Origin of the sequence: Actinospineispora eucalypti (assembly GCF_039543365.1) — a bacterium.
Classification (GTDB): Bacteria; Actinomycetota; Actinomycetes; order Mycobacteriales; family Pseudonocardiaceae; genus Pseudonocardia; species Pseudonocardia eucalypti.
In genome coordinates, this window is the sequence record NZ_BAABJP010000004.1 from 339,640 (window position 1) to 353,817 (window position 14,178).

General features: G+C 68.5%; 12 protein-coding genes and 1 pseudogene. 5 read left to right on the forward strand and 8 right to left on the reverse strand.

All coding sequences use genetic code 11. The annotated features are described in order from the left end of the window. Positions 1 to 725: 725 nt before the first annotated feature. Positions 726 to 1,634: an NmrA family NAD(P)-binding protein gene (locus tag ABEB12_RS06685; protein ID WP_185062882.1), complete on the reverse strand. Its 909-nt coding sequence runs from the start codon at positions 1,632 to 1,634 to the stop codon at positions 726 to 728. A gap of 310 nt (positions 1,635 to 1,944) precedes the next feature. Here ABEB12_RS06685 and ABEB12_RS06690 point away from each other — a divergent pair, with 310 nt between their 5' ends. From ABEB12_RS06690 to ABEB12_RS06705, 4 genes are all read left to right on the forward strand, one after another. Then, a complete protein-coding gene (locus ABEB12_RS06690) occupies positions 1,945 to 2,292 on the forward strand; it encodes a YciI family protein (RefSeq protein ID WP_185062883.1) in 348 nt (115 codons plus the stop codon). A gap of 34 nt (positions 2,293 to 2,326) precedes the next feature. Then, positions 2,327 to 3,574 carry a sigma-70 family RNA polymerase sigma factor gene (locus tag ABEB12_RS06695; RefSeq protein WP_185062884.1) on the forward strand — a complete coding sequence of 416 codons (1,248 nt, stop codon included), beginning with the start codon at positions 2,327 to 2,329 and terminating at the stop codon, positions 3,572 to 3,574. Next, on the forward strand, positions 3,571 to 4,554 hold the full coding sequence (locus tag ABEB12_RS06700) for an acyl-CoA dehydrogenase family protein (protein WP_185063150.1): 984 nt from the start codon (positions 3,571 to 3,573) through the stop codon (positions 4,552 to 4,554). Before ABEB12_RS06695 ends, ABEB12_RS06700 begins: the two co-directional genes overlap by 4 nt. A 345-nt stretch (positions 4,555 to 4,899) precedes the next feature. Next, on the forward strand, positions 4,900 to 6,408 hold the full coding sequence (locus ABEB12_RS06705) for a thermonuclease family protein (protein ID WP_185062885.1): 1,509 nt from the start codon (positions 4,900 to 4,902) through the stop codon (positions 6,406 to 6,408). Between the two features lie 271 nt (positions 6,409 to 6,679). Here ABEB12_RS06705 and ABEB12_RS06710 read toward each other — a convergent pair whose 3' ends face one another. The 4 genes from ABEB12_RS06710 to ABEB12_RS06725 are packed head-to-tail and all read right to left on the reverse strand — an operon-like array spanning position 6,680 to position 10,409. Continuing rightward, positions 6,680 to 6,994 carry a hypothetical protein gene (locus ABEB12_RS06710; RefSeq protein ID WP_185062886.1) on the reverse strand — a complete coding sequence of 105 codons (315 nt, stop codon included), beginning with the start codon at positions 6,992 to 6,994 and terminating at the stop codon, positions 6,680 to 6,682. Positions 6,995 to 7,049: 55 nt separating this feature from the next. Beyond that, entirely contained in the window at positions 7,050 to 7,889 is an 840-nt protein-coding gene (locus ABEB12_RS06715) for a crotonase/enoyl-CoA hydratase family protein (RefSeq protein ID WP_185062887.1), read from the reverse strand. After that, a complete protein-coding gene (locus ABEB12_RS06720; protein WP_185062888.1) occupies positions 7,890 to 8,729 on the reverse strand; it encodes an enoyl-CoA hydratase-related protein in 840 nt (279 codons plus the stop codon). A gap of 15 nt (positions 8,730 to 8,744) precedes the next feature. Next, positions 8,745 to 10,409, reverse strand: a complete 1,665-nt coding sequence (locus tag ABEB12_RS06725; protein ID WP_185062889.1) for an AMP-binding protein — start codon at positions 10,407 to 10,409, stop codon at positions 8,745 to 8,747. A 67-nt stretch (positions 10,410 to 10,476) separates the two neighbouring features. On the opposite strand from ABEB12_RS06725, the gene ABEB12_RS06730 reads away from it, so the two are divergent. After that, on the forward strand, positions 10,477 to 11,127 hold the full coding sequence (locus tag ABEB12_RS06730; protein ID WP_185062890.1) for a TetR family transcriptional regulator: 651 nt from the start codon (positions 10,477 to 10,479) through the stop codon (positions 11,125 to 11,127). A gap of 169 nt (positions 11,128 to 11,296) precedes the next feature. Here the strand turns inward: ABEB12_RS06730 and ABEB12_RS06735 are convergent. From ABEB12_RS06735 to ABEB12_RS06745, 3 genes and pseudogenes are all read right to left on the reverse strand, one after another. Then, positions 11,297 to 11,554, reverse strand: a pseudogene (locus tag ABEB12_RS06735) (IS1380 family transposase); the annotation flags it as partial. 384 nt (positions 11,555 to 11,938) lie between these two features. Further along, positions 11,939 to 12,751 carry a FadR/GntR family transcriptional regulator gene (locus tag ABEB12_RS06740; protein WP_345702618.1) on the reverse strand — a complete coding sequence of 271 codons (813 nt, stop codon included), beginning with the start codon at positions 12,749 to 12,751 and terminating at the stop codon, positions 11,939 to 11,941. A 100-nt stretch (positions 12,752 to 12,851) separates the two neighbouring features. After that, positions 12,852 to 14,126: a TetR family transcriptional regulator gene (locus ABEB12_RS06745; RefSeq protein WP_185062892.1), complete on the reverse strand. Its 1,275-nt coding sequence runs from the start codon at positions 14,124 to 14,126 to the stop codon at positions 12,852 to 12,854. Positions 14,127 to 14,178 lie beyond the last annotated feature (52 nt).

A 14,178-nucleotide genomic window follows, 5' to 3' on the forward strand; every position in this document is an offset into this window, starting at 1 on the left:
AATGACCAACTCGGATATCCCGCGAGCAGACGACACAGACGGCCGCCGATTCTGATTGACGACAATGAGCCGTGCACAACCCTCCACATGAACGGGGCCTTTCTTTCCGCCACTTTGGGCCGGGCCGCAGAAGGAATACCCGCTATGGCCTGACAACTGAAACCAGCCTTGTGCCACAGGTAGAAGCTGCCCTAAATTGCCCGTCGCCCCCGCAGTCGAGGCTGGCCCTTATCTCGTGGGCTGCAGCAGCGGAACCAGAACCCGCCAGACGACATCAGCGGAGCAAAGCACGGGCGCGCCTCGCCCCACGACGGCAACACCTCATTCGTGCACAGAATGGGACGGGTGGAGGGCGGCGCTATTCAGCGCGTTGGGGATGTTGCAGTCGCGGCGGGGCAACAACCTGGCCGCGCGCTTCCCCGAGATCATGGCCGAGGCGGCGGGTTGGGCGATATGGTGCCGCGGGCCAGGGCAGGCGCCATCGGAGGCATCCCGACCGGGGGCGCCGGAGCCCGAGCCGGCGCACTCGGCGGCGCCATCGGCGGCTGCGCCGCCACCCTCTGAAACCGGCTCACGAACCCGCACGCCCGGCCCACCAGATCCTCAGCGGGCCGGGCGCGCGACCTACTGTCGGCAGCAGAACATTCGATCGCACACTGTTGATCCCACTCGGTCGACAAGCTGTCATAGTGGGCGTCTCAATGGAGTGCCCGGTGGATCGAGGCTTAAGGTGTGGTGGGTTCGAACGCGCCGCGGTTCTCCTCGACGAACGCCTCAAGAGTTTTCGGTGGTGAGCCGCCGATCACTTCGACGACGTCGGTGACGATGTCCTGTTCACCGTGTTTGTGGGTTTCGGCTACCCGGCTGAGGTGCTCGACCAGCAATGGGGGAAATCCGCCCTGGGACAGAGCCTGTGCCCAGTTCTCGACGGGAATGTCCACGTACTGGATCGGGCGGTCGAGTACGCGGCCGATCGTGTCGGCTTGTTCGGCCATGGACAGTGCCATCGGGCCGGTCGCCGCATAGGTCTTGCCGTGGTGTGGGGCTGGGTTGGTCAGGATCCCGACGGCCACGCGGGCGAGGTCTTCGCCGGCGATCGGGGCATGTCTGCCCTGGCCGTAGGGCAGATAGATTTTTCCTTCGGTTCGAATGGTCGCTGGATTGGCGATGGTGAGTAGGTTCTCCAGGAAGTAGGGCGGGCGTATGTGGGTGACGCCGATGCCGGACCAGTCGAGGACGCGCTCGGCCAGCCAGTGTCCGCGCGCGGCTGGGCTGGCGTGATCTGGGCGGGCGGTCATCTGGGACATGTTCACGATCGATTCAACGCCGGCTTGTTTTCCGGCGGCGGCGAAGGTTGTTGTCGCAGCGAGGAGGCTCTCGGCGAGTGGATAGGTGAAGTAGGCGCGCCGTACGCCTTCGAGGGCGGCGCGTGCGGTGTTGAAGTCGCCGACGTCACCGACGACGATCTGCGCGCCCAGCGCCTCGAGGGCGGCGGCCCGGTCGTCGTCGTGATGCACAAACGCTCGAACGGGTAGCCCTTGTGCGAGCAGCGCTCGTGCGACGTGGTTACCCGTCGCCCCATGACTGCCACCCGCGCCAACAATCAAATACACCGTCGAACTTGACTCGGTCATCACAGCATCGCACCTTTCACTTTGATTGAGTGTTCGATCGGCATGGTTTTGCTCGATCAAGTTGGTCGACGTGGCGTCACGGCGGCCTCGGTCGTGGTCGGGCCGGTCGGGTTGGGCGAGATGCTGGCGGCACCCCCGTGACCGGGTCTCACTTCTGTCGACGCGCGGCAGTAGCCGGGATCGACAGCACGCACGGAGACTTTCGGCGCGGAGGACTTCGGTGCGGTGTCGATGTCGATGTCGCCGCGGGTCGCGCGTCGAGGTGAGTGCGGGGTCCGAGTGGCGGGCCGTAACGGGAAGGATGGAACCGATGGCCGAGTACCTGGTGTTGATCTACGACAACGAGAGCGCGGTGGACGGCGCCGGCCAGCGGGAGTCGGGGCGGCTGTTGGCTGAGCACCAGCGGTTCATGAGCGCGCACGAGACGGCGCTGCGCGGCGGTAACGCCCTGCAGTCGACCGCGACGGCCACGTCGATCCGCCCGGATGGCGGCGGCGGGTTCACCGTCACCGACGCTCCGTTCGCCGAGACCAAAGAGGCCCTCGTGGGCTACTACCTCATCGAGGCCGACGACCTCGATCAGGCCGTGGCCATCGCCAAGCAGGTGCCAACGTTCGCGGGCGGAGTCGAGGTCCGCCCGGTGCGCACCTTCGACTGAGCGCCCGAGGACAGACCGTGATGGAGGCGGCGTGATGACGGTGGACCCGCGGGTGGGCGCCGCGGTCGCGGACGCGCACCGCCGCGAGTGGGCCTTTGTGCTCGCCGCGACGGTGCGCGTCACCCGCGATCTGGACCTGGCCGAGGAATGTGTCCAAGACGCCTACGCCAAAGCCCTGGCCACCTGGCCCACCAACGGCGTGCCCGACAACACCGGGGCCTGGTTGACCACCACCGCGCGGCGCCGCGCGCTGGACCTGCTGCGCCGCCAGGCCACCGCCGCCCGGGCGTTGCCCCTACTCGTCGAGACCCACACCGACGAGGGCCGTGAGGAGCGGCTCGTGGGGGCCGAGATCGGCGATGAGCGGCTGCGGCTGGTCTTCACCTGCTGCCACCCCGCCCTTTCCCGCGACGCGCAAGTGGCGCTGACCCTGCGGCTGCTGTGCGGACTGTCCACCGCCGAGGTGGCCCGCGCTTTCCTGGTCAGCGAGTCGACCATGGCCGCCCGGATCACCCGCGCCAAAAAGAAGATCACCCAGGCGCGGATTCCCTACCGAGTACCCGCGCGCGAAGAGCTACCCGACCGCGTGGCGTCGGTGTGCGAGGTGGTCCACCTGCTGTTCACCACCGGCCACGCCGCCCCCGCCGGCGCCGAGTTGATCCGCCGCGATCTGGTCGAACGCGCCCTCGACCTGGCCCGGATGCTGCGCACCCTGCTACCGGCCAACGCCGATATCACCGGGCTGCTGGCGCTGATCCTGCTCACCGACGCCCGCCGCGGCGCCCGTCTGGACGAACACGGACAGCTGGTACTACTCGCCGAGCAGAACCGTGCCCGCTGGGACCACGACGCGATCACCGAGGGAGTGTCCCTGGTCCGCGAGACCCTACGCCATCGGCCTCCCGGACGGTTCGCGTTGATGGCCGCCATCGCCGCGGTCCACGACGAAGCCAACAGCTGGGACACCACCGACTGGCGCGAGATCGTCGGGCTCTACGACCTGCTCGTGGCCCTGTGGCCCTCACCGGTCGTCGCGCTCAACCGCGCCGTCGCGGTCGGGTTCGCCCACGGCCCCGCGGCCGGCCTCGACGCACTCGACCCACTCACCACCGAGCCCCAACTCGCCGGCTACAGCTACCTCGCCGCCGCCCGCGCCGAATTCCTCGCCCGCCTCGGACGTACCCACGACGCCCGCACCGCCTACGAAGAAGCGCTGCACCTGACCGAGAACACCCCCGAACGCGACTACCTCACCCAACGCCTCGACCAACTCCAAGGGTGAGCAGCCAGCGGGCCAGGCGACGACCCGTTCATATCCTGGTTCCGCCGCCACGACAAGTACTGAACGCCCCACACCTGCCAGCGCGAGTCGAACAGCACGCCCGATGGCCGCCCCGGCTGGGCAGCGGCGAGGGCAAGGTCGTCTTCGCCACCACCGAACCCGACGCCGGTTCGAACACCCACAGACTCGCCACGACCGCCACCCGCGATGGTGCGGACTACCTGCTGCGCGGCCAGAAGTACTACATCTCCGGCGTCGACGAAGCCGACGCCGTCCTGGTGGTCGCCAAAACCGGCGTCGACGAGCGAACCGGCAACGCCGAACTGTCCCTGTTCGTGGTCGACACCGACGCCCCCGGCCTGGTCAAACAGTCGCTCCCGGTGTCCGTCGCGCTGCCCGAGCGCCAGTTCACCCTGCACTTCGACGACGTCCGCGTCCCGGTCGAGCGGCTGATCGGCGTCGAAGGCGACGGGTTCCGGCAGGTCTTCCACGGACTCAACCCCGAACGCATCATGGGCGCCGCGCTCTGTGTGGGCATCGGCCGCTACGCCCTGGCCAAAGCCACCGAGTACGCCAACACCCGAGTGGTGTGGGACCGCCCCATCGGCGCCTTCCACGCCATGGCCAAGGCAAAGATCGAGGTCGAGCTGGCCGCCCTGATGACCGCCAATGCCGCGTGGCTGCACGACCAGAACGAACCCGCCGGCGAAGCCGCCAACATGGCCAAATACGCCGCCGCCGAAGCCGCGCTCGCGGCCCTGGACGCCGCCATCCAAAGCCACGGCGGCAACGGCGTCTCAACCGACTCGACGCACACCCCAAGTCCTCCGCACCACTCGTATTCTTCCAGAGCGGCTTCGACGGACTCCGAAACGGAACTCAGCGACCAGGTACATGCCGAACAAGGTCGCGAACGCCGCCGTAACACCCAGGCGGCGGTTACTGGGCCGCGCGGCTTGGACCTGAACTATCGCCCATAGGCGGCCGCGACATGCTCTTGTCGAAAGGATGTCGTTCGCGCGTTCCGCAATGTGCGACTCGCATTCCAACGAGCCCGATAGAATATCAAGATCTGGAAAGTCGTCACACCATTGTGCCTAAACAAATTCCGTGGCGCATGACTCACTAGAGGGACACCCGTTTGCGCTAGGCCGTGTCCGTTGTGACGGAAAATTCAGCGCCGTTTACGTTATTCGCGACATTAAACTGACGCCCGGAAGTTTGTTGACGCGAGTATCGGAAGAGTAAATTCATCGTTGGTCTTTCCGGCGTCGAAGCGCTGGGTAGCCACGCCTCGAACGCGCGATGCGATAGGGGGAATCGCGTTGGAGATCAGATCCGATGTGGCGGCGGCGGCCGCCCGCATGCGCTCGGGCCACGCTGTGGGCCGCGAGATCCGCAGGTTGAGCGCATACCTGCGCGACGGTGAGTCGGTCCGCCGGTTGGCGTCGGGCATCTACGGGCCGGCAATCGGGCTGCTCGCGGTCACCGACCAGCGAGTCCTTGTCTTCCGAGACGACCGCGGCGGGCAGGCCAGCGAGGGCTTCCCGCTCACACGACTCTCGACCGCCGACTGGGAGCTCGACGGACCCACCGGGACGATCACCCTCTCGGACTCGAAAAGTGTCGCCGTGCTCCGCGACGTGTCACCCACCGACGGCGCCCAGGTCCTCGCACTGATCCGAAGCGCGGTCGACCAGGGCGCGACGACCCACATGTCGGTAGTCAACAACACCGAGCAGCGCGACGCCCGGGAGAAGCTTTCGCCGGGCTCGGTGAACACACCAACCCTGGACTGGCGGGGGGCCACCGCCGTCGACCACCATGGCCACGGCCAACCTCAGCCGGCGATCTCGATACCCGTACCCGTGCCGGACGCGCCCCCGCCTACCCGGACCACCAGCGATTCCCCAGAGCTCGCCGGCGAGCGCTCGGTCGGCCGACTAGCCACCCGCTCTCCCACCCGGCAAGGGCGTGACGAGGCACGCGGCACCAGTCGCCCGGAACCGACAACCAGAACCAACACCGGGTCGAAGTCGATCAGCTGGCGGCAAATCTCGCCACCCACGCCGGCCGACACGACCACGCACACGCACACAAACGACCCGGGCGCCGACACCGAACCCGCACCAACCAGCGCCGGCGGCAACTACGAAACCGTCGAGCAAACCAACACTCCACACCGCGACACAACCCCCGACGAGCCAACCGCCGCGACACCAACCCGAGTACCACCCGCCCGAAGCAGAAGCGGCAAGAGCCGGATCTGGATCGGTGCCCTCGCAATCGGTATGGCCGCAATCGCCGCGATCGCCGGCGCCAAACTGATCTCCACCCACTCCCCCACGGCCAACGCCCCGACCGACCCCGCGCGAGACGCCACCAACCAACCCATCGGCACCGCGGCAACCGTGACCAAAGTGATCGACGCCGAGACCGTCGAAGTCACCGGCCAAAACGTGACCGGCCCGGTCACGGTGCTCGGCATCGTCACACCCAAGATGGACAACAACCAATGTGGCGCGACAACCGCCAAAGCCTATGCACTCAAAACGCTGACCAACATGCCGGTCACCCTGGTCACGGACCCCTCACAGCCGCCCACCGACAAAGCAGGGCGCACACAAGCCTTCCTACGACTCGCCGACGGCGGCGACTACTCGGTGATGGCGGTCCGCGCCGGCATGGCCCGCCACTACAACAGCCCACACCCCGTCATGAACGCCGACGAACTCCAAGCCGCCGAGCAACAAGCAAAACACGACAAGCTCGGGCTATGGGACAGCCAATGCGACGGTAAACGCATTACCTCCACCCCCTCCAGCCACAACTAGTCACACCGCGCCGACGCAGGCACACCGACACACAGGCGGCGCGGCGCCTGCCGTCGCCGGCCAACTGGGTCGGCAGTCATCACCCGCGCACCCCAGGTACCCGGGCCTGCTGCTGGGTGTGGCCTGGATCTGGTCGAGGTAGGCGTGGGTGTCCACCCGTACCAACGGGCCACCCGGCAGGTGCGGCGAGTCGATCCGGCCCGATGCTGAGGTGTGAATCCGGTTAGCACGGCGGCGAAGCCCGGGCCGTTAGGCCCGGTCACGCGGAGGTTCAGGCTGCTGGTCCGGGGGTGACGGTGTGGCCGAGTTGCTCGAGTTGGTGGACGAGTTTGCGGGTTCGGTGTTCGGCGGAGCGTCGTCGCTGGTTCCAGTCAGGGCCGAGGTCTTGGTAGCCGGTCTGGTCGTGCAGGACGTGGCAGTAGACGCCCCAGGAGCCCGACAGCAGCCCCACGACCAGTGGTGACGGGACCAGCGCGCCGACGTAGGTGGCGTAGATGAGAGTGACCACCAGCGGGGAGAAGCCGAAGCGTTGCTGATAGCCGCCGTAGAGCGGCGCCGGGAGGTTGGTTCCCGCGAGCAGTACCACGATCGTGTCGGGGTCGCCCAGAATCGGGCGGTGGAGCGCTGGACCGTGGCGGTGCTCACCGGGACCCGTAGTCGTGGAACGGGTCGTCGCGTTCGCGTACGGCCGCGCGGAGCCCGATCGCGGTGGCCCTGGCCTCGAAGTCCAGTCCTTCTTGGGTGTGGCGGGCGACGCCGTCGAGCAGGATGCCGAGGGTGCGGCTGGCGGCCATGCCCATGTTCTCCACCGTCTGGTTGCACAGCAGCTTGTGCAGTTGTAGTTGGTTGGCGGGCAGCCGGGCCATGCGGCGCGCGAGATCGGCGGTGTGCCGGTCGAGTTCCTCGTCGGGCACGGTTTCCAGGATGAGCCCGATTCGTTCGGCCTCGGGCGCGGTGATCTGGTCTCCGGTGAGCAGGTAGCGTTTGGCGCGCTCCAGGCCCATGCGGTAGACCCACATGGCGGTGGTGGGGGTGCCCCAGACCCGAGCGGGTGGGTAGCCGAAGCTGGCGCCGTGGCCGGCGATGACCAGGTCGGCGCACAGCACTAGGTCGGTGCCGCCGCCGATGCACCAGCCTTGCACCGCAGCGATGGTCGGTTTCGCCGCGTACCACAGCTTCAGGTACGTCTGGACGAACCGGCCCATCCAGCGGTAGTCGGTGGCGGAGTCCCACACGCGGTCGGGCGCGGTGGTCTCGGCCCGCTGCTCGTCGATGAGGCGGTCGATCTGGTACCCGGCGCAGAACGCGGGACCCTCTGCACGGAGCAGGATCACCCGCACCGCCGGGTCGCCGTCGGCGGCGTCGATCGCGGCGGCGAGTTCGTCGCGCAGCTCGGGGGTGATCGTGTTGTACTCCTCGGCGCGGCAGAGGGTGATCGTCGCGACGCCGTCGGCGACCGCCGTGCGCAGTGTCGGTTCCATTCAGTCCCCCGCTCCGACGGCCGTGTCCAACAGGGTCGTGTGCTTGCCCGCCCGGCCGGCGTCGGTCTTCTCGTAGAACCGGGAGAGGCGGCCGGGAATTTCCGGGTTGCCCATCAGGGTGTAGCCGTAGAGCGCCTCGATGGCGAGCTGGTCGTCGAGCGGGCGGCCGATGACCTCGAGCAGCGTCTGTTTGGCCGATTCCAGCGCGGTCTGGTCGTTGCGCAGGATGGTCGCCACGGTGGCTTCGGCGGCATCCATCAGCTGGTCGTGGCCGACCACCTTGGATACCAGGTTGGCGCTGAGCGCGCGGTGGGCGTCGACCGGTTCGCCGGTGAGCAGCATCTCGGCGGCGAACCCCGCGCCGCAGATGTTGACCAGGCGCACCACACCGCCGTCGGCGTGGTGAAAGCCCCGGCGAATTTCGAAGGACCCGAACTTTGCCTGCGCCGAGGCGATCCGGATGTCGCAGGCCAGCGCCGTCTCGAAGCCGCCGGCCAGTGCCCAGCCGTTGACCGCCGCGACGATCGGCTTGTAGATGCGGTGCAGCCCTCTGGTCAGCCCGCCGAGGCCGTCGCGGATCTTGGCCCGTGCCCCCATCTCGTGCATGCCGGGCACGCCGAGCCACCGCGGCACGTGGGTTTTCAGGTCGGCGCCCGCGCAGAACGCCTCGTCCCCGGCGCCGGTCACGATCGCGACCCGCAGCCGGTGGTCGTCGCGGAAGTCGGCCCAGACCTGTTGCAACAGCCGGTGGGTCTCGAGGTCGATGGCGTTCATCGCTTCCGGCCGGTTGAGGGTCACGTAAGCGACCTCGCCGCGCTTGTCGTATAGGACCTTGGGCATCGCTTTGCCTTTCTGTCAGCCGAGCTGTTGCGCGCGTTCGCGCAGCACGTGTTTCTGGACCTTGCCGGTCACGGTCATCGGGAAGTCCTCATCCGGTTCGAGGAACCGGACGAGGTGCGGGATCTTGTAGTGCGCCAGGCGGCCGGCGCAGTGGGCGAGAATCTCCTCGGCGCTCACCCCGGCTCCGGGAGCGGCCTTGATCCAGGCCACCGCCTGCTCGCCGTAGACGGGATCGGGCATCCCGACCACCTGCACGTCCGCCACCCCGGGGTGGGCGCGCAGGAAGTCCTCGATCTCGCGTGGGTAGATGTTCTCCCCACCGCGGATGATCATGTCTTTGATACGGCCGATGATCGCCACGTAGCCGTCGCGGTCCATCGTGGCCAGGTCACCGGTGTGCATCCAGCCCGCCTGGTCGACCGCCTCGCGGGACGCCTGCTCGGCCGCCCAGTACCCGCGCATCACGGAGTATCCCCGTACCCGCAGTTCACCGGGGGTGCCTCGGGGCACGGGCCGACCGGTCTCGGGATCGACGACCGCGACCTCGGTGTGCGGGTGTGCCGTGCCCACGGTCTCGGTGCGGCGTTGCGGCGAGTCGTTCACGCGGGTCTGGGTGGACAGCGGGGAGGTCTCGGTCATGCCGTAGCCGATCGTGATGTCCGCCAGATGCATCTCACCGATCAGCCGCCGCATCAGCTCGACCGGGCACGGCGCGCCGGCGATGATTCCGCCGCGCAGCGAGGTCAGGTCGTAGGAGCCGAAGTCGGGCAGCATCAGCTCGGCGATGAACATCGTCGGCACCCCGTACAGCGCGGTGCACCGTTCGGCCTGCACCGCCGCCAGCGCCGCCGCCGGTTCGAACGACGGCCCCGGCAGCACCACACAAGCACCGTGGGTGAGCGCCGCCAGGTTGCCGAGCACCATGCCGAAGCAGTGGTAGTACGGCACCGGCACGCAGATGCGGTCACTCTCGGTGAAGCCGCAGCGCCGGCCGCTGAACAGGCCGTTGTTGAGCAGGCCGTGATGGGTTAACGACGCCCCTTTGGGCGCGCCCGTGGTGCCGCTGGTGTACTGGATGTTGATCACGTCGTCGGAGTGGAGCTCCGCTTCCCGGGCGGCGAGCTGGCCGGCAGTCACGTCCCGGCCGCGTTCGATCAGTGCCTGCCAGTCGGGTGTGCCGAGGAATACGACGTGCCGCAGGTCCGGGCACTCGGGTCCGGCCTCGGCCACCAGCTTCACGTAGTCGCTGCTCTTGTGCTCGAGCGAGCTGAACAGCACCCGACTGCCCGACTGTCGCAGCACGAAGGCGGCCTCGGCCGAGCGGTAGGCGGGGTTGACGGTGACCAGGATCGCGCCGATCCGCGCGGTCGCGTACTGCACGAGCGCCCACTCCATGCAGTTCGTGGCCCAGATGGCGACGCGCTCGCCCCGGGCGACGCCGAGCGCGAGCAGCCCGCGCGCCACCTCGTCCACGGCCACGTCGAGCTCGGCGAAGGTGCATCGCCAGTCCTGCTGACACGAGACCAGCGCCTCGCGTCCGGCGAAGCGGCGCGCCGCCGACCGCAGCTGCGCGCCGATCGTCCCGGCCCGCAGGGGTACCTCGTCCACTCCGTGCACGTACGAGATCAGGTCCGACACCGCTGTCCTCCCGCCGGTCTTGAACAGTGAATCATGATTCATAATTCACAACAAGCCCCGCAGCCCGGATAGCCGGCCCGTGGCGCGCGGCCGCGTATCCTCCTGCCCGATGCACAGGGAGGTCGGCAGCGTGGTCGAGCAGAAGGCGCAGCGCCCCACGGCGGCGCGACAGCGCCGCGCCGCCGCCCGTGAAGCGATCCTCACCGCCACCCGCGAGGTGATCGCCGAAACCGGATTCCCGGACGCGCAGGTATCGGTGATCGCGCACCGAGCCGGAGTCGCCGTCGGCTCGATCTACCAGCACTTCCCCTCACGGGCCGAACTGTTCGCCGAGATGTACCGGCAGGTCGCCGGCCACGAGTACGACGTGGTCAAGCAGGCCGCCGCCGATGGCGGGAGCGCGAGCGAACGGATCGCCACCGCCGTCCGCACGTTCTGCACCCGCGCCCTGCGCGCCGGCCGGTTCGCGCACACCCTGCTCGTGGAACCCACCGAACCGGCCGTCGACGAGCACCGACTCGCCTTCCGCGAGGGCTACCGGCGCCTGTTCGCCCGACTCATCACCGACGGAATCGCCGAGGGCGAGCTCCCCACACAGGACGCCGAGATCTCCTCGGCCGCGGTCCTCGGCATCATGACCGAGACACTGGTACGCCCGCTCGGCGAAACCGGCCCGATGAAACAACCGGAAAAGCTGGTGCGCCAGGTCGTCCAGCTGAGTCTTGCCGCGATCGGCGCCACGTCATCCCCACGCGCCTGACCGGACACCTGGCGTCGCCCGGCACTAAGCCTCGATCCACCGACAGGTTGGGCCGCGTGGGCTGTCTCGTCGAAGTTGATCAGTGTGGTCTGGGAACGTGTGTGATCGCCTGACCTCGCTGTCAGGTGTTCCACGTAGTTGTCCGGGTCGTGCTGTTGCCGGCAGGTGGTCAGGTGGCGGTGCTCGGTGGGCCGCGGGCTCGGGTGAACAGCTGGGTCCATGCGGTTGCCCATGGCCATGCGCTGGGTAAGTGCGGTCACTGTGGTGGCCTTGGTCAGGTTCGGGACGGGGTGGTCGCGGCGGCGCGGGTGAGGTTGAACGCCATGCCCGCGAGCACCAACCAGGCCGCGTTCGCGGCGAACACGCCGACGGGCAGGTGGGGGTGGACCTGTTCGATGATTGCATGGTGGCGGTGGGTTCGGCGGGCGTCTCGGCGGCCAATACCCACGACAGCAAGGCGCCCAAGCCGCCGGTCAAGGCGATCCCACCCTCCGGTCCCGCCGAGCCCCGCAGGGGGGCGGCCTGGCAAGCTGCATGCCGGCTACCTACCGACTCCGGCGGGCCGCGCGGAGGACCGCGGGCTAGCTGCGCTGGCCGCAGTGCTGGCCGTCTCCGGGCTTCGGCATGATCGACGATCTCCTTCACAAGATCGTCGAACCCTACGTCTCCCGACTTTCGTGTCCGCTGAGCGGGGGCAACATCAGATCCGCCATCTGGCCCGACCTGCCTGGGGTGACGACACTCGCGGCTTGGGCGTCCGCCGCGCGGCCGCGAGCCGTGGTGAACAGCCTCCGGTCGTGCAGATGGGTAATTACGCGCTGGACAGCTGGGACGGAGTGCCCGCTTGCCGGGATGCAGGCGGCCTGGCCGGCGAGCTCGGTGACTCCGCCGGGGAGAGGTGCTCGCGCCGGAAGCTCAAGTGTTCGACCATCGCCGTCTCTGCCTCGTCGGGATCTCCGGCGTCGATGGCCGCGAGAATGGCCTGGTGCTGTCGAACAGTTTGCTGCGCCGCCTCGGGCGACAGGTCCAGATCCCCGACCGGCTCGGTCGCCGCGTGGAGTGCGTGTACGAACGCGGCAATCGCGCGATTGCCGGAGGCGGCCGCGATCGTGGAGTGGAACCGCGCGTCGAGTTCGGACACTTCCGGGTCGTCTGCCTCGATGGTCTTCTCCCTGGCCACCACCTCGCGCAGGGCCGCCAGGTTCCGCGCGGACCGATTCGCCGCGGCCAGCCGCGCGGCCGGCACCTCGAGGTACTGACGGACCATTGCGACCTCGTCAGCCCGCAGAGTCCCGAGCTGGAGGCGGACCTGCAAGGACTCCGCGAGGGTTGACCCGAGCGACTGGTGGTCGACCTGTTTGACGAAGCTTCCACCCCGGACGCCAGGAGACTTGGTGATCAGTCCCTCGGCGCACAGCGACCGCAGCGCCTCACGAACGGTGGTACGGCTGACGCCGAATTGCCGGCTCAGCTCGGCCTCCGGCGGGAGGCGCTCCCCGCCCCGCAGCTCGCCGGAGACGATGGCCGCGCGGATCTTCTGTTCGACCTGCGCGCGGGGGCGCACGACCTTCTGGCCGATGATCCTCGGCTCACGCTTGTCCGAGTCTGTGTCCGAAGATGCCACTGTGTCCTCCGAGCTGGCGCAGGGCACCGAAGCGCCGCACTTGAGGAAATTGTACGACCGTACCCGGCGACACGAGGGTGATCTCTTGTACCCGACCTGGTCACGGTCGATCAGGGACCGCGCGCTCCAGGAAGAGGGCCAGCACATCCAGCACGTCGGAGCGAGGAAGCAGTTCGGCCTGGATGCACAGTGCGTACGGAAGCTCGACCAGCAACGCCCACATCACCACCCGCGCCACACGTCGTTCCGTCGACTCGTCGGGCAGGCCGCCCGGGAGCAGGCCGTCGACGATCGACAGCGCGGTCTGCCGCAGGTGCACCGTGAGGCCGCCCAACTCGATCTCGTTACCCGACTCGTGGACCCATAGGTGCAGCACGGGTCCGTGCTGCACCAACATGTCGAGCCAGCTCGAGATCCAGGCGCGCAGGTCCTGGCGACCGGTGTCCGCGGTGGGAAGCTGGGCCAGCGGGCCGCGTAGCGCAAGGGCCGCACGGTGGGTGAGTGTCTGCAGCAGCGCACGGCGATCCGGCCAGAAGGCCGAGAAGCTGGCGCGCGGGAGTCCGGCAACCGTGATGATCTCCCCGACACTCGTCGCCCCGTAGCCCTGTCGCCGGATGACATCCACGGCGGCGGTCAGGGTCCGGTCGACCACGTATTCAGCGCGTGACGTCCTGGCCGCCCGCCGCAGCCCCACCAGACCGGTGGACGGCTCGGGAAGCGCGGGGAGACCCTGTCGGCTGCGTCGCCGGGGCGTGATCTCGTCATGCGGGGCGGGCGTCGGCGGCGGTTGCCAGGTGGGCCTGGGTAGGTCCGGCAACAGCGTGTTACCGACGAGGACGGCCAGATGATCGTCGACGACACTCTCATCGATCCCCGGCATCTGCGCGGCGCGCGTCAACTGAGCCCAAGCGACCAGCGTGAGGACCGCGATCGCCAGCACGCCCGGATCCACGCTTCCGGTGTCCAGCTTCTCGAACCGAGGGCGCAGGGTCTCCGCAAAGCTGCTCAGTGTCCGGAGGACCGACTGGCGCAGCTCCCGCTCGGCCTCGTCGACCATCAGCCACATCCGCATCGCTGTCGACCGTCGGTGGACGACGGACGAGAGTCCGGCGATCCAGACCCTCAGTTCGTCCAGGCCGGCCCGGTCCGCCTCGACCGTGCCCAGGCGGCCTGCGTGCCTGACGACGTCAGCGCCACACTCCTCGGCGAGATCGCGGAGTATCTCCTCCTTACTCCGGTACAGCTCCCGAAGAACGTCGGAGGTCACTCCGGCGGCGGCCGCGATGGCCTCCATGGTCGTGGCCCGATAGCCGATTCGTCGGAAGAGCGTGAGCGCGGCGCAGACCGCGTCCTCCGGAGTCGGCGTCCGCGACATTGCGGATCCCGAGCCACCGCCGCCACGTCGCCACGAACCGCTCACCATCAAG